Annotated in this window: 17 protein-coding genes; 6 read left to right on the forward strand and 11 right to left on the reverse strand. The window is 68.0% G+C overall.

The features are described 5' to 3' along the window. Positions 1-10: 10 nt before the first annotated feature. From ACQKLX_RS18810 to ACQKLX_RS18825, 4 genes are all read right to left on the reverse strand, one after another. Entirely contained in the window at positions 11-1,384 is a 1,374-nt protein-coding gene (locus ACQKLX_RS18810) for a S8 family serine peptidase (protein ID WP_427363080.1), read from the reverse strand. Then, positions 1,381-2,556, reverse strand: coding sequence for a glycerate kinase family protein (locus tag ACQKLX_RS18815; RefSeq protein ID WP_427363081.1), 1,176 nt, complete (start codon positions 2,554-2,556; stop codon positions 1,381-1,383). Before ACQKLX_RS18815 ends, ACQKLX_RS18810 begins: the two co-directional genes overlap by 4 nt. A gap of 106 nt (positions 2,557-2,662) precedes the next feature. Beyond that, a complete protein-coding gene (locus ACQKLX_RS18820; RefSeq protein WP_427363082.1) occupies positions 2,663-4,126 on the reverse strand; it encodes an SLC13 family permease in 1,464 nt (487 codons plus the stop codon). A 146-nt stretch (positions 4,127-4,272) separates the two neighbouring features. After that, complete coding sequence (locus ACQKLX_RS18825) at positions 4,273-5,601, reverse strand: NAD(P)/FAD-dependent oxidoreductase (protein ID WP_427363083.1); 1,329 nt, start codon at positions 5,599-5,601, stop codon at positions 4,273-4,275. A 325-nt stretch (positions 5,602-5,926) separates the two neighbouring features. On the opposite strand from ACQKLX_RS18825, the gene ACQKLX_RS18830 reads away from it, so the two are divergent. The 6 genes from ACQKLX_RS18830 to ACQKLX_RS18855 all read left to right on the forward strand — a co-directional run bounded on the left by ACQKLX_RS18830 (position 5,927) and on the right by ACQKLX_RS18855 (position 12,395). Beyond that, on the forward strand, positions 5,927-6,778 hold the full coding sequence (locus ACQKLX_RS18830) for a VOC family protein (protein ID WP_427363084.1): 852 nt from the start codon (positions 5,927-5,929) through the stop codon (positions 6,776-6,778). Between the two features lie 99 nt (positions 6,779-6,877). Beyond that, positions 6,878-8,482, forward strand: coding sequence for an ABC transporter substrate-binding protein (locus ACQKLX_RS18835; protein WP_427363085.1), 1,605 nt, complete (start codon positions 6,878-6,880; stop codon positions 8,480-8,482). Positions 8,483-8,522: 40 nt separating this feature from the next. Next, complete coding sequence (locus ACQKLX_RS18840; protein ID WP_427363086.1) at positions 8,523-9,500, forward strand: ABC transporter permease; 978 nt, start codon at positions 8,523-8,525, stop codon at positions 9,498-9,500. Positions 9,501-9,503: 3 nt separating this feature from the next. Beyond that, on the forward strand, positions 9,504-10,334 hold the full coding sequence (locus ACQKLX_RS18845; RefSeq protein WP_427363087.1) for an ABC transporter permease: 831 nt from the start codon (positions 9,504-9,506) through the stop codon (positions 10,332-10,334). Beyond that, entirely contained in the window at positions 10,331-11,962 is a 1,632-nt protein-coding gene (locus tag ACQKLX_RS18850; protein WP_427363088.1) for an ABC transporter ATP-binding protein, read from the forward strand. The genes ACQKLX_RS18845 and ACQKLX_RS18850 overlap by 4 nt, the downstream gene beginning before the upstream one ends. 118 nt (positions 11,963-12,080) lie before the next feature. Further along, entirely contained in the window at positions 12,081-12,395 is a 315-nt protein-coding gene (locus ACQKLX_RS18855; RefSeq protein ID WP_427363089.1) for a hypothetical protein, read from the forward strand. Positions 12,396-12,820: 425 nt separating this feature from the next. Here the strand turns inward: ACQKLX_RS18855 and ACQKLX_RS18860 are convergent, their stop codons facing one another. From ACQKLX_RS18860 to ACQKLX_RS18890, 7 genes are all read right to left on the reverse strand, one after another. Further along, positions 12,821-13,030, reverse strand: a complete 210-nt coding sequence (locus tag ACQKLX_RS18860; protein ID WP_427363090.1) for a hypothetical protein — start codon at positions 13,028-13,030, stop codon at positions 12,821-12,823. A gap of 131 nt (positions 13,031-13,161) precedes the next feature. Next, on the reverse strand, positions 13,162-14,145 hold the full coding sequence (locus tag ACQKLX_RS18865) for a TAXI family TRAP transporter solute-binding subunit (RefSeq protein WP_427363091.1): 984 nt from the start codon (positions 14,143-14,145) through the stop codon (positions 13,162-13,164). Between the two features lie 33 nt (positions 14,146-14,178). Then, a complete protein-coding gene (locus tag ACQKLX_RS18870) occupies positions 14,179-14,880 on the reverse strand; it encodes an RraA family protein (RefSeq protein WP_427363092.1) in 702 nt (233 codons plus the stop codon). 8 nt (positions 14,881-14,888) lie between these two features. Further along, the gene (locus ACQKLX_RS18875) at positions 14,889-15,284 is read right to left on the reverse strand and encodes a carboxymuconolactone decarboxylase family protein (protein WP_427363093.1); all 396 of its coding nucleotides are present in this window, start codon (positions 15,282-15,284) and stop codon (positions 14,889-14,891) included. Beyond that, positions 15,281-16,675 (reverse strand): FAD/NAD(P)-dependent oxidoreductase, encoded by a 1,395-nt coding sequence (locus tag ACQKLX_RS18880; protein WP_427363094.1) that lies wholly within the window; start codon positions 16,673-16,675, stop codon positions 15,281-15,283. Before ACQKLX_RS18880 ends, ACQKLX_RS18875 begins: the two co-directional genes overlap by 4 nt. Further along, complete coding sequence (locus tag ACQKLX_RS18885) at positions 16,672-16,983, reverse strand: (2Fe-2S)-binding protein (protein WP_427363095.1); 312 nt, start codon at positions 16,981-16,983, stop codon at positions 16,672-16,674. The genes ACQKLX_RS18880 and ACQKLX_RS18885 overlap by 4 nt, the downstream gene beginning before the upstream one ends. Then, positions 16,958-18,082, reverse strand: coding sequence for an NAD(P)/FAD-dependent oxidoreductase (locus ACQKLX_RS18890; protein WP_427363096.1), 1,125 nt, complete (start codon positions 18,080-18,082; stop codon positions 16,958-16,960). The genes ACQKLX_RS18885 and ACQKLX_RS18890 overlap by 26 nt, the downstream gene beginning before the upstream one ends. Positions 18,083-18,085 lie beyond the last annotated feature (3 nt).

Genomic DNA, 18,085 nt, shown 5'->3' on the forward strand with positions numbered 1-18,085 from the left:
CCCGCTTCCGTCACGGGCTGCAGGAGAGCCGGCCCCAGCCGAAGACCGGGTCATGACCGGGCTCACCGAGATCGCGCGCCTCTACCGACAAAGCGGCGAGCAGGGACGATGGTTTCACCGCCTCCTCGCGCGCAATCCGCTGCGCGAAGGCGAGCGTGACCAGCGGCGCCGCATAGGAAGTGCCCGAGCGCGGCGCGGCCGGGCGCATCGCCTTGTCACTCAGCTGGATGCGCACGCCCGGCGCCGCGAAGGCGATATGGCTGCCGCGATTGGCGCGGGCATAGATGCGCTCGTCACGGTCGATCGCGGTGACGGCGACAGCCCAGGGATAAGCGGCAGGATAGCGCGCCTCGGCCCCCGGCCCGTAATTGCCGGCGGCCGCCACGAGCACGGCGCCGTGCTCATGCATCGTTCGGCCGATCCGCTCGACCAGCACATTGGCCGGCCCGGCGAGACTCAGATTGACGACGCGGACATTGCGCTGCGCCAGCAGGTCGAGCGCGCCGACGAGGTCGAAGCTGTCGGCATTGTCGCCGCCGCCGCGGCGATGGAAGGCATCGACGGCGATGATGCGCTCCTGGCCGCCGGCCTCTGCGCCGCGCGTGAGCAGAATCGCGACGTCGGTGCCGTGCTGCGTCGAGGCGGCTCGGAGATCCGGGCCCCGGATCGTCTGTGTCTCGACCGGCCTGCTGGCGAGTGCCGGATGCTCGGTGTCGACGCCGGTGTCGACCATGCCGATGATGCCGCGCGCCGAGCAGGCGCCGTCGATCCGTGCCTCCTGTGCCACCAGCGAGAAGCATTGGTTCTCGGGACACGGCCTGGCGGCGCCGCGATAGAGGTGATTGAGGTCGACCAGAGCCGAGGGAGCGAGCGCACGAACGCGCGCAAGGGCGCGCTGCATCGATAGCCGGGCAGGAGCCCGCAGCCTCACCGTCAGATTGGCGAGCAGGCCGAGATTGCGCTGCGCGACGACGCGGAAGCCCTCGCCGCTCAGGATGTCGAGCTCGGCCTGCGTCAGCCCAGCGGCGACGATCTCGCGCGGCACCGCCAGGGCAGCCGCACGGGGGGCGGGGCGCTGCGTGCGACGAGGCCGGCTCCCCTCGATGCCGAAGAAGCGCAACAGGCGGCCGGCGTCGATCCGGTGCTCGCCCCCGGTGCGAAAGCGGCCCGAGCTGCCGCCACCACCGCCTTGACCGCCCCCGCCACCGCTGCTTCCGCCGCCAGCCCCGCCTCCGCCGTCACCACCGTCGTCGCCATCGCTGTCATCAGCGATCGCGGGAAGGATGCGGCCGGCATCGTCAGGCACGCCCATGAAGGGCGCCCCAGCGAGCGCAAAGCCGAGCAGCGAGGCGCGCAGACCGCGGCGAAGGCGGGTGCGGCTCATGCCGCGACCTTCTCGCGCCGAAGGCGGATGCCGACACCGATCATCCGGATCGCATCCTCGGCGGCGCGACGCAGCAGCTTCTCCGATTCCGCGATCGCCTCCTCCAGCGTGCAGGGCCGCTTGAGGATGCTGGCGAAGGCGTCGATCCCATGCTCGAAATTGATCCGGACCCTGCCGCGCCCGATCGTGCCGGCCAGCGCAATCACCGGGATGCCGCGAGCGCGCGCCTGGCGCGCGACCTCTGCCGGGATCTTGCCGAACGGGGTCTGCTCGTCGAGGCAGCCCTCGGCCGTGATGACCAGATCGGCCCGGCGCAGCATGCTTTCAAAGGAGAGATATCGCATCACGATGTCATAGCGCGGGTGGAGCGTCGCGCCCAACAGCGCATGCAACCCAGCGCCGAGTCCGCCGGAAGCGCCGCAACCGGGAGCAGTCGAGACATCCCGGCCGGTTGCTGCGTACAGCCTGTCGGCATAGCATTCGAGCGCCGCCTCCAGGATCTCGACCTGTTCGGGGCTCGCGCCCTTCTGCGGGGCGAAGACGCGGGCGACGCCGCGCGGACCGAGCAACACATTGTGCCAGTTGACCGCAGCGTCGATCCTGACGCTGTCGAGGCGCGGGTCGCGGCCGGAAAGGTCGATGCGCGCGAGCCTGCCGAGCGCCGCGCCACCTCGGCCGATCGGCGCGCCCTCGGCATCGAGCAGGCGCACGCCGAGAGCCTGCGCCATGCCGGCGCCGCCATCGTTGATGCCGCTGTCGCCGCAGCCGAGCAGGATGCGCTCGGTCCCGGCATCGAGCGCCGCCGCGATCAGCTCGCCGACGCCGTGGCTCGTCGTCAGCGTCGGGTCGCGCCGGTCGCGCGGCACCAGCGCCAGCCCTGCTGCGGCCGCCATCTCGATCACCGCGGTCTTCGGACCGGCACCGCCGAGGAAGCCGAAATGCGCCGTGACGGGGTCGCCGACCGGGCCGGTCACGATGCGTTCGTGCAGGATGCCGCCGGTCACGGCGCAGAGCGCCCGGGTGAAGCCCTCGCCGCCATCGACCAGCGGCGCCAGCATCGTCCTGGCCTGCGGCATGGCGGTCTTGACCCCTTCGGCGATGGCGCGGGCGACATCGCTGGCGTCCAGGCATTCCTTGAAGCCGGAGGGGGCGATCAGAATATTGAGGGTCATTGCAAATCCTCTCGAAATCCCGAGGCCGTCAAATGCCTCTGCAGCTGAAAACGACGGCCTGGGCGGCTTATTCCGTTGCCGGCTCAAATTTTTTCGAAGGATGCGATCAACGTAACGACAGGCCGAACAGCGGCCAGATCCAGAGCGAGAAGACCATCAGCAGCACACCCATCATCGGCAGCAGCAGCAGCGACAATCCGATCAGATCGCGCGGCCGATAGGTCTCGTGCTCGAGATCGGCATAGAGCGCGACGGGCTTGGCGCTGACCGGCAGGCTTTGGCAGAAGCCGGTCCCCATCACGATCAGCATGGCGAGCGCGCCGAAATCATAGCTGAGCGCAGCCAGGGGCGGGGCCAGCAATGGGATCAGTACGGTCGCCCGGGCGCTGCGCGAGGTGATCAGCAGATGGGACAACAGGGCGACGGTGCTCACCAGCGCGGCAACCATCATAGGGTTTGCAAGTGCGTCTTGCGGCAGCGCGCCAAGAAGCGGCCGCAGCAGCCCGTTCGCGGCACCGGTCTCGATCAGCGTCTGCCCCATCAGCGTGGTCGCGGCGAGGAAGAGGATGAGCTGCCACTCGACGGATTTCACCGCCTGCTTCATCGAGAGCGGCGCCAAGGGCTTCAGGGTCAGTGCGATCGCGCCGCACAGTGTCACCAGGGCGGCGTCGACGCCGTGTACTGGCTGCGTGCACCAGCCGATGACGACGAGTATCACGAGCGCGCCGACATAAAGCTGCCGACCCGAAAGCGACTCTGCCGAAGTCGACGGCAGCTCGATTACATGCGCCCGCTCCGCCGGACGCAGGAAGGCGAACAGGATGATGAAGGTGGCTCCGAAGCTCGCCAGGACAGCGAGCGGCATCCCGAGCAGCAGCCAGCCGAGATAGCCATGGCCAGCCCCGCCGCTGCGCTGGATCATCTCGATCGCGATCAGATGGGCGCCGGCGCCGATCAGCGTCCCGCCGGCCGAGAGCAGGATCACGGTCGGAAACAGCAATGCGAGCGCCCGCCGGATGCGCCTGTCATCGATCCCGGCAGCAAGAGCGAGATAGACCGGCAGCAGCAATGCCGCGCGCCCCGAAGTCGAGGGCACGAACAGAGCGGTCGCGACGATCACGCCGGTTGCGGCGAGGAACAATGCGCGCACGGACCGGGTGCGGCTCAGCACCGCCGAGGCCAGGCGCTCGGTGAGGCCGGAGGCGCGCAGAACGGCCGCGATGATGAAGGCGCCGATCAGCAGCCAGGTCAGCTCATTGCCGAGCGCCGCATGCAGATTACGGGTGGAGGCGAGCCCGCAGAGCACGAGAGCGGCTGCAGCCGCCAGGGCGATCAGCGTGTCGTCGAGACTGGCGAGGCACCAGCCGACAATCGCCAGCGCGAATACGATCAGGGCTGTCTTCGCGCGGGCATCGAGCGGCAGGCCGAGCCAGATGGCGGCGGCAATGCCGATGGCGATCAGGATGGGCGATCCCAGCCGGAGCACTGTTCCGGCGAAGCGCCAATGATCGAAGCGGGAGCCGCCAGCCATGGCGAGCTCGGCGGACGAGGAGGAAGAGAGCATCGTCATGGCAACGGAAACGTTGCGCGGACGCGATTATTCCCAGGCCGGTCGAACTATTCCGGGCCAGCGATCACACGCCTTTCAGCAGCTTTGCGTGGCGGGAAGGGGCGGGGCTTTAGGCATGGGTTGGTCGTCGCGCGCTCAGGCTTCGCCTAGACTTCCTGCGCATCCAGTTTTCGGTAGAGCGGCAGGGCCAGCGGCGCGATGCGGCGGACGAGGCTTTGAAAGGGCTGCGGCTTCGGCGTCGACAGCGGCAGGCCGAGTGTCTCCAGCGCCGTCCCCTGTATCGCCTTCGCCAATTCGCGGCCGAGCGAGATCGACAGCGCGACGGCGCGGCCATTGCAGCCGACCCAGCCAAAACCGCTCGGCCCGAGTTGGTGGATGCGCGGATAGCCCGGTACGTGCGGCTGCAGCAGGTTGTCGGGGGTCATCCCGACATAGCCGGACCAGACATAATCGAACTCGACCTCGCCGAGTTGCGGCCAGAGCCGCTTCAGCCGCGCGGCGACCGTCGGGCGCAGATTGGCCCCGCCGGCTCCCGGCAGGATCGCAGCGCCGCCGGTGACCAGGCGGTTGCGGGCGTCCCAGCGGGCGAAATAGAGCTCGCGATGCGTATCCGACATCGCCTGCCGGCCGGGGATCACCGTCTTGGCGATGTTGTCGCTGACCGGCTTGGTCGCCATCTGCCAGGACAGGACCGGGATGACCTCATTGGCGATGTCAGGGGCGAGGCCGGGCTCGAATTCGCCGGTATAGGCGTTGGTCGCCAGCACGAGCGCGCGGGCCGTCACCGAGCCCTTCGCCGTCGTCACCACCCAGCGACCGTTCTGATGCGCCATGCTCACCGCCGGCGAGCGCGCATGGATGGTCGCGCCGAGCCTGAGCGCGACTTCGGCCAGGCCCCGTGTCAAGGCGAGCGGGTTGATATGCCCGCCGGTGCGGTTCCAGAAGCCGCCGAACCAGGCATCCGAGCCGAGCATTTCAGCCACTGCGGTGCGGTCGAGCAGCTCGACCGGCGCGCCGATCGCCGACCATTCCCTGACGCGCTTCTCGGCGAGCTTGAAGCGCCCCGGCGAATGCACCGGCTGGACCCAGCCGGCCTGCTCGGCTTCGGCCGGGATGTGGTATTTGCGTACGAGATCGAAGAGATATTGCGCGGCGTCGCGCAGCACCGCGTTGAAGCGCTCGCCGGCCTCGCCGTGCCGGGCAACCATCGCGGAAGGGTCGTGGCCGGCCAAGGTCGGGATGACCTGGCCGTTATTGCGCCCCGAGGCGCCCCAGCCCGGCTCGGCCGCTTCGAGGATGGTGACGCCGACGCCGCTCTCGCGCAGATGGATCGCGGTCGACAGGCCGGTGAAGCCGGCGCCGATCACCACGACGTCGCTCTCGACCGTGCCTTCGAGTGTCCCGAGCACGGGGCCGGGCTGGGCCGTCGCGGCCCAAAGCGAAGGCGGCCAGGCGACGGAGGAAGAAGCGGTCATAAGCAGCGGCTTTCGACTGGATCGGATGAGACAGGCCCGCGTGGCGGGCGCAGCCTTATCCTTGCCGCCATGTCCGCCGAGCTGCAAGCAGGCCTTTCCCGGCCGTTCATTCGGCGGAGAATAGTTTTCTATATTTTTTGGTTAAGGCGAATGAATTCTACCAAATTTCGGCTTCTTCTCTCGTCTCCTTGAAAATTCTATTCTCCCGACGCTATGTCTCCCGTGCAGCGGGGGCTGCCGGAATTGTCATCCCGAAGCGGTTGCGCCCTAACTTCCGTTCGGATGAACTCTCCCTTCCGTTGGGTTCTGGTCACAAGGGGGCGTCATGCCGCTCAAGCATATTCTTGGTCTCGACCATGTCGTGGTGACGGTTCGCGATCTCGACGCATCCGCCCGGCAATGGCAGCGCCTCGGCTTCACCGTCTCGCCGCGCGGCACGCATTCGCCGATCCTCGGCAGCGGCAATTACACGATCATGTTCGGAGACGACTATGTCGAGCTGCTCGGCATCCTGGCCGAGACCGAGCACAACAAGCCGACACGCGACTTCCTCAGGGAGCGCGAAGGCATCGAGCGCGCCGCCTTCACCACCGATGACGCCGCCGCCGGCGCCGCCGAACTCAAGAGCCGCGGCCTCGAGCCGCTCGGCCCGGTCCATTTCGGCCGCCCGGTCGATCTGCCCAATGGCGGCAAGGGCGAGGCCAGGTTCAACGTCTTCCGCTGGCCGCTCGACGAGAACCCCGGCAGCCTGCGCATCTTCGCCTGCCAGCATTTGACCCGCGAGACGGTCTGGATTCCCGAGCTGCAGAGCCATGCCAATGGCGCGAGCCGGATCATCCGCGTCGAGGTGCTCGCCGCCGATCCGAAGGCCGCGGCCGGGCATCTCAGCCGACTGATCGACGAGCCGGTGAAGCAGCAGGACGATGGCTGGCTGGTGCCCTCCGGCGGCAAGCGCGCCGATTTCCTGTTCTACGATGCGGCCGGTCTCGCCCGGCGCTATCCCGAGGCGGTGCGGGCCGGTACGGCGCCTGGCGGAGCCGTGGCGATCGTGCTGGCGAGCTATGATCTCGACGCCGCGGCCAAGGCGCTAGGCTCTGTCGGTGTCCGGCATGGCGCGGCGCTCAGCGTCCCCGCCGCCTCCGCCAACGGCGTGATCGTGAGCTTCCTGCCGCAATAGTGCGGTTTTCCGCTTCTCGAGAACGGCCCCGTCGCATTGACGGGGCCCTATGACGACCGCATCGTGCCGAGCCTGCACGCCGGCCCCAGGAGATCATCCATGGACATGACCCGTCGCGCTGCGCTGATGACCAGCGCCGCCATCGCCTCTAGCGTGCTGTTCCCGATGCGCTCCTTCGGCCAGGAAACGCCCCGCAAGGGCGGTGTCTTCACCGTCCATTACGGCGCCGAGCAGCGCCAGCTCAACCCGAGCCTCCAGGCCTCGACCGGCGTCTACATCATCGGCGGCAAGATCCAGGAACAGCTGGTCGATCTCGACGCCAAGGGCCAGCCCGTCGGCGTGCTCGCCGAGAGATGGGAAGCCTCGCCCGACGGCAAGACCATCACCTTCAAGCTCCGCCCCGGCGTGACCTGGCATGACGGCAAGCCCTTCACCTCCGCCGACGTGCAGTACACGGCGATGGAGATGTGGAAGAAGATCCTGAACTACGGCTCGACGCTGCAGCTCTTCCTCACCGCGGTCGATACGCCCGACCCGCTGACGGCGGTGTTCCGCTATGAGCGCCCGATGCCGCTCAACCTCTTGCTGCGCGCTCTGCCGGACCTCGGCTATGTCTCGCCGCGCCATCTCTACGAGGGCAAGGGCGACATCCGCCAGAACCCGGTCAATCTGGCGCCGGTCGGCACCGGCCCGTTCAAGTTTGTCCAGTACGAGCGCGGCCAGCACGTCATCGCCGAGCGCAATCCGAATTACTGGCGCGCCAATGCGCCCTATCTCGACCGGATCGTCTGGCGCGTCGTCACCGACCGCGCCGCTGCAGCCGCGCAGATGGAAGCCGGGCAGATCCATTACAGCCCGTTCTCCGGCCTGACGATCTCGGACTCGGCCCGCCTCGGCAAGGATCCGCGCTTTATCGTCTCGACCAAGGGCAATGAGGGCAACGCCCGCACCAACACGATCGAGTTCAATTTCCGCCGCAAGGAGCTCGCCGACATCCGCGTCCGGCGCGCCATCGCGCATGCGCTCGACATCCCGTTCTTCATCGAGAACTTCCTCGGCGACTTCGCCAAGCGTGGCACCGGGCCGATCCCCTCCGTCTCGACCGATTTCTATCCGGCCGACAATGGTCCGCAGTATCCGTTCGACAAGAAGCTCGCCGCCAAGCTGCTCGACGAGGCCGGCTTCAAGCCCGGTGCCGGCGGGACGCGCTTCTCGTTGCGGCTGTTGCCGGCGCCCTGGGGCGAGGACATCACGCTCTTCGCCACCTTCATCCAGCAGTCGCTCGCCGATGTCGGCATCAAGGTCGAGATCGTCCGCACCGATGGCGGCGGCTATCTGAAGCAGGTCTATGACGACCATGCCTTCGATCTCGCCACCGGCTGGCACCAGTACCGCAACGATCCGGCCGTCTCGACCACGGTGTGGTACCGCTCCGGCCAGCCCAAGGGCGCGCCCTGGACCAACCAGTGGGACTGGACCGACCCGACCATCGACAAGATCATCGACGACGCGGCGACCGAGGTCGATGCGGCCAAGCGCAAGGCGCTCTATGGCGACTTCGTCCGGCGCGCGAATACCGAGCTGCCGATCTGGACGCCGATAGAGCAGATCTTCCTGACCGCGATCAGCGCCAAGGCCCGCAACCACTCCAACACGCCGCGCTGGGGCTCGTCCTCCTGGCACGATCTTTGGTTGGCGGAGTGACCGCTTCGCTCATTCCCGCAGCCGGATCCGGCCAGTACCCATGCGCGTCCTAAGTCTTGCGGGGCGGCGTCTTGCCGCCTCGATTCCGACCCTGTTCCTGATCCTGATCGGGGTCTTCCTGCTGCTGCAGCTCGCGCCCGGCGACACGGTCGATGCGCTGATGGCGCAGATGGGCGGCGGCGACGCCGCCACCGCCAAGCAATTGCGCGAATTCTACGGGCTCGACCTCTCGGTCTGGGCCCAGCTCGGCAATTATCTCTGGCGCCTGGTCCGGCTCGATCTCGGCTTCTCCGCGATCTATGGCAAGCCGGTGGCGACGGTGATCGCCGAGCGGCTGCCGGCGACCATCCTTTTGATGACCGCCTCGCTCTCCTTCGCCTTCTTCTTCGGGCTGATCCTCGGCGTCGTCGCGGCGCGCGGCGTCAACAAATGGCCGGACACGCTGATCTCGACCCTCGGCCTGATGTTCTATGCGATGCCGACCTTCTGGTTCGGACTGATGGCGATCGTCGTCTTCTCGATCTATCTGCAATGGCTGCCGGCCGGCGGCTTCGAGGATATCACGGTCAGCTATACCGGCCTGCGGCGGGTGCTCGACATCGCCTCGCATCTCGTGCTGCCGACGCTGACGCTCGGCCTGTTCTACATGGCGATCTATCTGCGCATCATGCGCGGCTCGATGCTCGAAGTGCTCAATCTCGATTTCGTCCGCACCGCGCGTTCGAAGGGCATGGACGAGACGCGCGTCGTGGTCCGGCATGTACTGCGCAACGCGCTCTTGCCGATGGTGACGCTGATCGGGCTGCAGGCCGGCACCATGCTCGGCGGCTCGGTCGTGGTCGAGAGCGTGTTCTCGCTGCCGGGCCTCGGGCGTCTCGCCTATGAATCGGTGATCCAGCGCGACCTCAACACACTGCTCGGCATCGTCTTCGTCTCGGCGCTCTTGGTGATCGCGGTCAACTTCATCGTCGACCTGCTCTATGCCCGGCTCGACCCGCGCATCACGACCGGGAGCTGAGCCATGGATCTGGTGAAGCTCTATTTCCGTAGCCCGCCCGCCGTCATCGGCCTCGTGCTGCTCATCCTCGTCCTCGCCATGGCCGCGAGCGCCGACGTCCTCTATCCGCGCGACCCGCTGGCGCTCGCCGGGCGGCCGCTGATCTGGCCGTTCAGCAATCCGCGCTTCCTGCTCGGCACCGACAATTCCGGCCGCGACATCGCCGCCCAGATATTCCATGGCGCGCGCATCTCGCTGCTGATCGGCGGCGTCGCGACGGTGATCTCGATCATGATCGGCATCACCATCGGCGCGCTTGCCGGCTATTACGGCAGCTGGGTGGACACTGCGTTGATGCGCGTCACCGAGGCGTTCCAGACGCTGCCGAACTTCCTCTTGCTGCTGGTGCTGGTCGCGGTCTTCGGCTCGACCATCACCACCGTGACGGTCGCGATCGGCATCGTCTCCTGGCCGGCTTCGGCCCGGCTGACGCGGGCGGAGTTCCTCTCGCTGCGCAACCGCGAATTCGTGCAGGCTGGCCGGACGCTCGGCCTCAAGGACATCAGGCTGATCTTCGGCGAGATCCTGCCGAACGCGCTGCCGCCGGTGATCGTCTATGCCAGCGTCGTGATGGCGATCGCGATCCTGCTCGAAAGCGCCCTCGCCTTCCTCAAGCTCTCCGACCCCAACGTCGCCTCCTGGGGCAACCTGATCGGCGCCGGCCGCGATGTCTTGCGGGTGCAATGGTACGTCTCGGCCATTCCCGGCATCGCCATCCTCGTCACCGTGCTCGCCGTCTCGCTGGTCGGGCAAGGGCTCAACGACGCTCTCAATCCGAGGCTGAAGAGCCGATGAGCCCGATCCTCGTCCTCGACGATGTCAGCGTGAAGCTGCCGGCCGGCGGCGATCGCTCGCATGCGATGGCCAATGTCTCGCTCTCGCTGGCGGCAAACGAGATCCTCTGCGTCGTCGGCGAATCCGGCTCCGGCAAGTCGATGACCGCCAACGCGATCATGCGGCTCCTGCCCGGCGGCGTCAGCATCGACGGCGGCCGCATCCTGTTCGAGGGCCGCGATCTCTGCGGGCTCGGCGAAGCAGAGATGCGCAAGGTGCGCGGCGCCGGCATCGCCATGATCTTCCAGGAGCCGATGACGGCGCTGAACCCGCTGCGCAGCATCGGCGACCAGATCGGCGAGATGTTCGAGCTGCACACGGAGTTGTCGGCGGCCGAGATCAAGGCCCGCACCCTCGCGCTGCTCGAGGAAGTCCGCATTCCCGACCCGGCGCTCGCCTTCAAAGCCTATCCGCACGAGCTCTCGGGTGGCCAGCGCCAGCGCGCCATGATCGCCATGGCACTGGCGCTCGATCCCAAGGTGCTGATCGCCGACGAGCCGACGACGGCGCTCGACGTCACCACCCAGGCGCAGATCCTGAAGCTGATCCGCGACCTGCAGCGCCGCAAGGGCACGGCGGTGCTGTTCATCACCCATGATTTCGGCGTGGTCGCGGAGATCGCCGACCGGGTCGCGGTGATGAGCAAGGGCGAGGTCGTCGAAACCGGCGAGACCGAGGCCGTGCTCGGCAACCCGCAACACGCCTATACAAAGCAATTGATCGCCGCGGTGCCGCCGCTCAAGGCGCCGCCGGCGCGGGCGCTGTCCGCCGAGCCGATCCTGACGATCGGCCATGTCTCGAAGACCTACCGCACCGGTGGCTTCCTCGGCCGCGGCCAGCGCGTCACCCATGCGGTCAAGGACGTCTCGCTGGTGCTGCCCAGGGGTGCGACGCTCGGCATCGTCGGCGAATCCGGCTCGGGGAAATCGACGCTGGCGCGCTGCCTCGTGCGCTTGATCGATCCGGAAAGCGGTGAGATCCGCCTGAACGGCATCGATCTCGCGAAACTGAGCCGCGAGGAGATGCGCTCGGCGACACGCGATATCCAGATGGTGTTCCAGGACCCGTTCGCCTCGCTCAATCCGCGCCGCAAGGCCGGCGAGGCGGTGGCGCAGGGGCTTATCGTACACGGCATGGCGCGGCCGCAGGCGCTGGCCCGCGCCAAGGAGCTGTTCGGGTTGGTCGGGCTCGATCCGGCCGCGACCGAACGCTATCCGCACGAGTTCTCCGGCGGCCAGCGCCAGCGCATTGGCCTCGCCCGGGCGCTGGCATTGGAGCCGGCGGTGCTGGTCGCGGACGAGCCGGTTTCGGCGCTCGACGTCTCCGTGCAGGCGCAGGTGCTGAAGCTGTTGGCCGACCTGCGCGAACGCCTCGGCCTCTCGATCGTCTTCATCACCCATGACCTGCGGGTCGCGGCACAGGTCTGCGATCTCGTCGCCGTGATGAAGAATGGCGAGGTGGTGGAGGCCGGGCCGATCGGCTCGGTCTTCGGTCAGCCGCAGCACTCCTATACCCAGGCGCTGCTCGCCTCGATTCCGGGCCGCGAATTTGGAGAGGGATTGGCGCTTGCCCGGGAGACAATGGCTTGAGCTGTCGACGGGGCGGCAGGACGCGGATTTCTGCGATTGGCGTCAGAGGTTGCTGAGCGCCTGGCATTCAAGCGCATCCACATGTGGAAAATTGGCCGACCGGTCTCTTGCGACGTTCATGGCGTGGGAACCCGTGGTCGCTGCCATGGAAAAGCCCGACTCAGTCTGCCCTGAAGGCAGCGACGCGGAGCTCCCCGCAGCCTATTCATCTTTGGAGAACCTCAACATGCTCAGGTCGGTGCTGGCATTGGCTGCCACGTCTCTTCTACTCGCGGGATGCGGCAATACCCTCGAACAGCGAATTGGCGGGGCAGCCGTCGGTGCCGGCACGGGCGCCGTCGTTGCCGGCCCGGTTGGAGCTGTCGTCGGCGGAGCTGCTGGCGCGATCTCCGGCCCCGCCGTCACGCGCACGGTGCGCCGCGCGGCGCGCTGACCATCGGACTCGCGGTGAAAGGCCCGCGAGCCGGAAAAGGCCAGGAGACGAAGAGGACACCGGTGCCACCTGGCGTTGAGGTCGGGGGCAGCGGGGTCGGACACGTCAGGGAAAGCGTGGCTGGCGGAGGGCTTCACGCCCTCCGCTCTGCCTTGAAGAGGCTAGCTCCAGAAGCCTGCCTGGTGGTCGCGCGGAGAGAACGTCTCTGAGACGTCTTGCTGCTGCGCTTCGTTGTCTTCGTGGTCGTGCTCGGTCTCGAGCACACACTCACATTCGTGCCGTTCCAGCATGGATCGCTCCTTTCGAAACGTGGGGAGGTTGCTTCGGCACGGATTAGATATGAACTATTGCTGCGCCGCACAAGCTCTCTTAGCGAGTGCGGGATAACCGCCTGCGCATGGAACAAAATCAAAAACACCCTTGGATCAGCTGCTGTCGGCGTCCTTCGGGCTGGCGACGGTCGCTGATTGCCGTTCCGCCGCACGGTCGAGGCAGGCGGCCATCTCGGCGGTGCCCCATTTGAATTTCGAGCACTGCTCGGTGCCGACAGTCAGATTCCTGGCGACGCCGTGCGAGCTGTCGGTGCCGCTGCAGCCGGCGAGAGCGATGGCGATCGCTGCGAGTACGGTGCGCATGGTTGTCCCTCCTTTCGAAGGAGGAAGTCGAGCAGGCGCATGGGGCGATAATTTGATCGGGCCTGCGCATGGCTGCACGAGCCCGACCATGTGATTCTCGAAAACGGACGAAGGCGCCGGCGTCGGTCCCGCTATTTCAGGAAGCCGGCTTCGCGGAAGGCCTTCTCGGCGCCGGGGTGCAGCGGCACCGGCTGCGTCTTCCAGGCGGTGGCGGGGTCGTAGCGACCCATGGCCTGGTAGATGTTCGCCAGACGCGGCTTGTTGGCGATGATCGCCTTGGTCATCGCGTAGACGAAGTCGTCGGGGAGTTCCGAGGAAACCAGGTAGATGTTGCCCATGGAGGAGACGGAGATGTCTGTGCTCTGCAGTTCCGGGAAGGTGCCGGCCGGGATGGTGCCCTTCGAGTAGCCAAACTTCTCGGTCAGGGCGTTCTGCAGCTCCGCCGGGAAGGCGGCAAACTTCACCTTGCGTCGGCCGTCGACGATCTGGCTGGCCAGGCCTGAAGGAATCTCGCCCGCCGTCCAGAGCACGCTGAACTGGTTGTCGTTGAAGCCCTGGATCAACTCACCATAGGCCGAGATCACCACCTTGCCGCCGCCGGCACGGATCTTGGCGAAGGAGTTGCCGTAGTGCTCGAGCGCGCGCTGCAGCGTCAGGTGCTCGGAGGTGGCCGCCGAGGTCACGCCGATGGTCAGCTTGGGATCGGCGAGGATTTCGGCGAGCGAGCGCTTCTCCTCTACCGGCACGTAGACCATGAAATAGACATCGACGCCGGTCGAGCCGAGGGTGCGCAGCTTGTCGTGCTTTTGCTTGTAGGGCTCCTCGCCCTTCAGCGCGGCGGCGCTGAGGAAGTCGATGCCCATGCCGATCTGGCTCAAGCCCGCCTGGATGCGGCTGGGATTGTCCTTGCCGCCGCCGGGGACGATGCGGATGTTGACCCCCGGTGTCGCCTCCATGACCAGGGTCGAGACGCCGGTGGTCTGGGTGAACCAGGCTCCACCGGGCGAGCCGGAGGTCCATTCGAGGTTCTTGCTCTGGGAGGCCGCCGGTAGCGGGGCGGCGAGCATGGCGCCGAAGAGCGCCAGCAGCGAGAGACGCGGGAGGAGGCGTGACATCGTGGAGGCTCCGATCAAGGTAAGAGACGTGGTTCAGGCGGTTCGGGCGGTGTCTTCTGCTTCGAACTTGGCGAGCGTCTTCGCGTCGGCGGGGTAGAGCCCGACGAGCTGCGCGCCGGCGGCGACGCGCTTCTGCACCCAGAGTTCGAACCGGTTCTGCTTCTCGCCGCCGATGGCGATCTCCTCGGCGAGTTCGGGCGGGACGACGAGGGCGCCGTCCTCATCGGCGACGATCAGGTCGCCGGGCCAGATCGCGGCGTCGCCGCAGCCGATCGGCTCGCCCCAGCCGGCGAAGCTGAGTCCGCCGATAGAGGGCGGCGAGGCCGTGCCGCTCGCCCAGATGGGCAGGCCGACCTGGCGCAGGCCCGGCAGGTCGCGCACGACGCCGTCGCTGACGATAGCCTGGACGCCCTTGAGCCTGAGGCGATCGGCGAAGATGTCGCCGACCGTGCCGGCGGCCGGGTTCCCGCGGGCGTCGATGACGACGATGCTCCCGGCCGGGGCGGCGTCGATCGCAGCCGGCAAGGCGCCGGGCCAGCCATAGCTCGCCGGCACAGCCTTGTCGTCGCGCGCGGGCACGAAGCGCAGGGTGAAGGCCGGGCCGCAGACCGCGTTCTCGCCGACCAGCCGGCGGGGACCGGACAGATAGCTCTGGCGCAGGCCGTGCTTGATCAATTGGCTCGACAGGGTCGGCGTGCCGATCGCGGCGAGGCGGGCCTGGATGTCCTTGCTCATGGCATCGCTCAGTCGAAGGCCGGATCGACCGGCACGCGATAGGCGGTGACGAGCCGATTGGTCTCGTTGGCCATGCCGATCACCGCGACGAGCTCGGCGAACATCTCCTCGCTCATCCCGGCCTTGCGAGCGGCGGCGGTGTGGCTGGCGATGCAATAGGTGCAGTTGTTGGTGACGCTGACCGCAAGATAGATGAGCTCTTTGGTCAGCGGGTCGAGCGCGCCCGGCGCCATCACCTCCTTGATGCTCTCCCAGGTCCGCTTCAGCGTCTTGGGGTCGCTTGCGAGGTATTTCCAGAAGTCGTTGACGTCAGGCACGTTGCGGCTGCGCTTGATGTCGTCGATTACGGCGCGCGCTTCGGGCGAGGCATCCTCGTAGGAAACCGGCTTCGGCCTGCTGCTCATGCTGCGTTCCTCCCTTTGTCGACTGGCCCGGCCATGTCGCCGAGCGTCACCGGTTTCACCGGCATGCGGATGCGCAGATAGCCGATCTCGGCCGGCGAGCGGCCGGTCAGGGCCGCCATCGTCTCGCCGAGGCTGTGGCCGCACATCCGTCCTTGGCAGGGGCCCATTCCGGCCCGCGTGAAGGCCTTGAGCTGGTTCGGCCCTTGACATTGCTCGGCGACGGCGGCGGCGATCGATCCGCGCGTCACCTCCTCGCAGCGGCAGACGAGCGTGTCGTCGTCGCCGGGCGCGAGGAATTGCAGCGCCGGCCGGTAGAGCGCTTCGAGGAAGGGGCGGATCGCACTCTCGCGGCGCAATCTGGCGAAGGCGGGAGCGGCAGCGCGCTTGGCTGCCTCAGCAGCGAGCCGCCCGACATCGACGCAAGCGGCCAGCGCCGCGATCTCGCCGGTGAGTTCGGCGCAGGAGGCGCCGAGGATGCCGCCCGCATCGCCGGCGATCAGGATATCGTCGCGGCTCGACCGGCCCCAGCGATCGCGCTCCGGCCGCCAGCAGCGCTGGCTCTCGTCGAAGACATGGCGGCAGCCGAGCGCCATGGCGAGATTGACGTTGGGGATGACGCCCTGGTGCAGGAAGACCGTATCGGTCGCGATCTCGCCGCGTTCGCCTCCGGCCTGCCAGCGCACGCTGCTGACGGCCCTTTCGCCCTCGATCCGCAGCGCCTCGACATGATTGACGACGGTGATGCCGGCGCGCCTGATCTCGGCCAGCAGGCCGAGACCCTTGCGCAGGTAGGACGGCGCCATGAGCGCGCCCGGCAGTTGCCGCAGCGCCTTCAATCGTGCGCCACGCGGCGTCGTGTCGAGCAAGGCGGCGACCGGGACGCCGGCGCGGGCATATTGTGCGACGATGAGATAGATCAGCGGCCCGCTGCCGGCGAACACGGCGCCGGGCGCGGCACTGGCCGCGGTCTTGAGCAGGATCTGGGCGGCGCCAGCCGTCATCACGCCGGGCAGAGTCCAGCCGGGAATCGGGAAGGGCCGCTCCATCGCCCCGCTGGCGACGATGATCCGCTTCGCCTGGAGGCTCTGTGGCCCATCCGGGCCGGTGAGGTCGAGCGTACCCTTCTCCTCCTGCCAGACCAGCGAGCCCGGCCGGTAATCGGCGCCGCAGGCGAGGAAGCGCTCCGCCAGCGTCCGCCCGGCATGATAATCGGGGCCGAGCACCGAAGCGGGCAGCGGCGCCGGCTCGGTGACGGCTCGGAAGATCTGCCCACCCGGAGCTGGCTGCTCGTCGATCACCGCGACGCTCAGCCCATGCCGGCGCGCGGCGATCGCGGCGGCCATGCCTGCCGGCCCTGCGCCGATGATGGCGAAGTCGACGTTTCCACTCATGCCTTGCTCCCGGGAGCAGGAAGGAGGGCGGCGCCCTGCTGCGGCTCGACGCAGATGCCGGCGCGGACGCGCTCCTGGCAGGCCTGGCGGTTCGGCCGGCCGTCGATGGTGACGAGGCAGTCGAAGCAGACGCCCATCATGCAATAGGCCGCGCGCTCGCGCCCGCCTGCCGGGGTGGTGCGGAACGGTCCGAAGCCCTCGCGCAGCAGCACGGCAGCCAGCGTCTCGCCCTCGGGCGCGCTGACCGTGCGACCGGACAGGACGATGCCGACCAGAGGCCGGTCAGGCTGCGCGAGTTGCTTGAACATGGAAGCGGGCCGGGGAGAAGGGCAGGGCGATATCGTCGGGCAGTGCGCCGGCGCGGATGGCATCGGCGAGCGGCCCGGTATGGAAGGGCGCGAGCGTGACCCCGCTATGGACCGAGGTCAGAAAGGCCTGCGGGTTGCTGGGCGAGCGCTGGTAGATCGGCTGGCCGTCCGGGCTCATCACGCGCAGCGCGCCCCAGGAGCGGACGGCCCGGACATCGCGCAGGAAGGGGAAGACGGTGGTGGCGCGCCGCGCCGTGTCCTGCAGGACATTGCGCGTCGTCGCTTCCTCGAAACCGGCTTCCTCGGAGGACTCGCCGCAGATCAGCCCGCCATCTTCGGTCTGGCGGATGAAGCTGATGCCGCGTGGCATGAACGGTCGCAGCTTCTCGGTGATCAGGATCTGGCCGCGCACCGGCCGCACCGGCGCCTCCAGCCCGAGCTGGGGCGCCAGGCTGGTATTGCCGAGCCCGGCGGCGAGCACGATGCGGTCGGCATGGCCCACGCCGCCGGCGGAGGCGATGCGAAAGCTGCCGGCTTCCGCCGTGATGGTCTCGACGCGGGCGCGCGGCAGGTAGCGCCCGCCGCGCTTCTGGAAGGCGGCGAGCAGGGCGCGCAGCAGCCGCAGCGGATCGACCATGCCGTCGAGCTTGCAGAAGGTCGCGCCGGCGACGCCGTCGCCGAGCATCGGGAAGTCGGCCCGCATGTCGGACAGGCTTGCACGCGCATAGCCGCTCGGGATCTGCGAGCGCGCCTCCGCCGCTTCGAGCTGGCCGGCGCGCTTGTCGAGTTCCTCCGGTGTGAAGCAGCAGAAGAAGGCGCCGTCCTGCCGGAAGCGCAGGTCGATGCCGGTCTCGTCGGTCAGCGCGCCGGCGAAGTCGCGCCAGGCCAATGCGGCCTGGCGGGTGAGGTCGGCATAGGGCGGGCTCGCCAGTCCTTTGCCCTGCACCCAGACATTGCCGAGATTGCCACGGGCGGCGCGGTGGGCGACGTCGCCCTCGTCATAGAGCGTGACGCTTGTGCCGCCGCGCACGAGCCCGAGCCCGATCGCGGCGCCTACCAGCCCGCCTCCGACGATCGCGATCTCGGTTCCCGCTGCCATGCC

Source organism: Allobosea sp. NPDC003192 (assembly GCF_050275675.1).
In the GTDB taxonomy this organism is placed as follows: domain Bacteria; phylum Pseudomonadota; class Alphaproteobacteria; order Rhizobiales; family Beijerinckiaceae; genus Allobosea.

Excerpts from the sequence above, each read along its gene's own strand:
- ACQKLX_RS18810 (WP_427363080.1), bottom strand. The coding sequence starts at position 1,384 with ATGAGCCGCACCCGCCTTCGCCGCGGTCTGCGCGCCTCGCTGCTCGGC.
- ACQKLX_RS18815 (WP_427363081.1), bottom strand. The coding sequence starts at position 2,556 with ATGACCCTCAATATTCTGATCGCCCCCTCCGGCTTCAAGGAATGCCTG.
- ACQKLX_RS18820 (WP_427363082.1), bottom strand. The coding sequence starts at position 4,126 with ATGACGATGCTCTCTTCCTCCTCGTCCGCCGAGCTCGCCATGGCTGGC.
- ACQKLX_RS18825 (WP_427363083.1), bottom strand. The coding sequence starts at position 5,601 with ATGACCGCTTCTTCCTCCGTCGCCTGGCCGCCTTCGCTTTGGGCCGCG.
- ACQKLX_RS18830 (WP_427363084.1), top strand. The coding sequence starts at position 5,927 with ATGCCGCTCAAGCATATTCTTGGTCTCGACCATGTCGTGGTGACGGTT.
- ACQKLX_RS18835 (WP_427363085.1), top strand. The coding sequence starts at position 6,878 with ATGGACATGACCCGTCGCGCTGCGCTGATGACCAGCGCCGCCATCGCC.
- ACQKLX_RS18840 (WP_427363086.1), top strand. The coding sequence starts at position 8,523 with ATGCGCGTCCTAAGTCTTGCGGGGCGGCGTCTTGCCGCCTCGATTCCG.
- ACQKLX_RS18845 (WP_427363087.1), top strand. The coding sequence starts at position 9,504 with ATGGATCTGGTGAAGCTCTATTTCCGTAGCCCGCCCGCCGTCATCGGC.
- ACQKLX_RS18850 (WP_427363088.1), top strand. The coding sequence starts at position 10,331 with ATGAGCCCGATCCTCGTCCTCGACGATGTCAGCGTGAAGCTGCCGGCC.
- ACQKLX_RS18855 (WP_427363089.1), top strand. The coding sequence starts at position 12,081 with ATGGCGTGGGAACCCGTGGTCGCTGCCATGGAAAAGCCCGACTCAGTC.
- ACQKLX_RS18860 (WP_427363090.1), bottom strand. The coding sequence starts at position 13,030 with ATGCGCACCGTACTCGCAGCGATCGCCATCGCTCTCGCCGGCTGCAGC.
- ACQKLX_RS18865 (WP_427363091.1), bottom strand. The coding sequence starts at position 14,145 with ATGTCACGCCTCCTCCCGCGTCTCTCGCTGCTGGCGCTCTTCGGCGCC.
- ACQKLX_RS18870 (WP_427363092.1), bottom strand. The coding sequence starts at position 14,880 with ATGAGCAAGGACATCCAGGCCCGCCTCGCCGCGATCGGCACGCCGACC.
- ACQKLX_RS18875 (WP_427363093.1), bottom strand. The coding sequence starts at position 15,284 with ATGAGCAGCAGGCCGAAGCCGGTTTCCTACGAGGATGCCTCGCCCGAA.
- ACQKLX_RS18880 (WP_427363094.1), bottom strand. The coding sequence starts at position 16,675 with ATGAGTGGAAACGTCGACTTCGCCATCATCGGCGCAGGGCCGGCAGGC.
- ACQKLX_RS18885 (WP_427363095.1), bottom strand. The coding sequence starts at position 16,983 with ATGTTCAAGCAACTCGCGCAGCCTGACCGGCCTCTGGTCGGCATCGTC.
- ACQKLX_RS18890 (WP_427363096.1), bottom strand. The coding sequence starts at position 18,082 with ATGGCAGCGGGAACCGAGATCGCGATCGTCGGAGGCGGGCTGGTAGGC.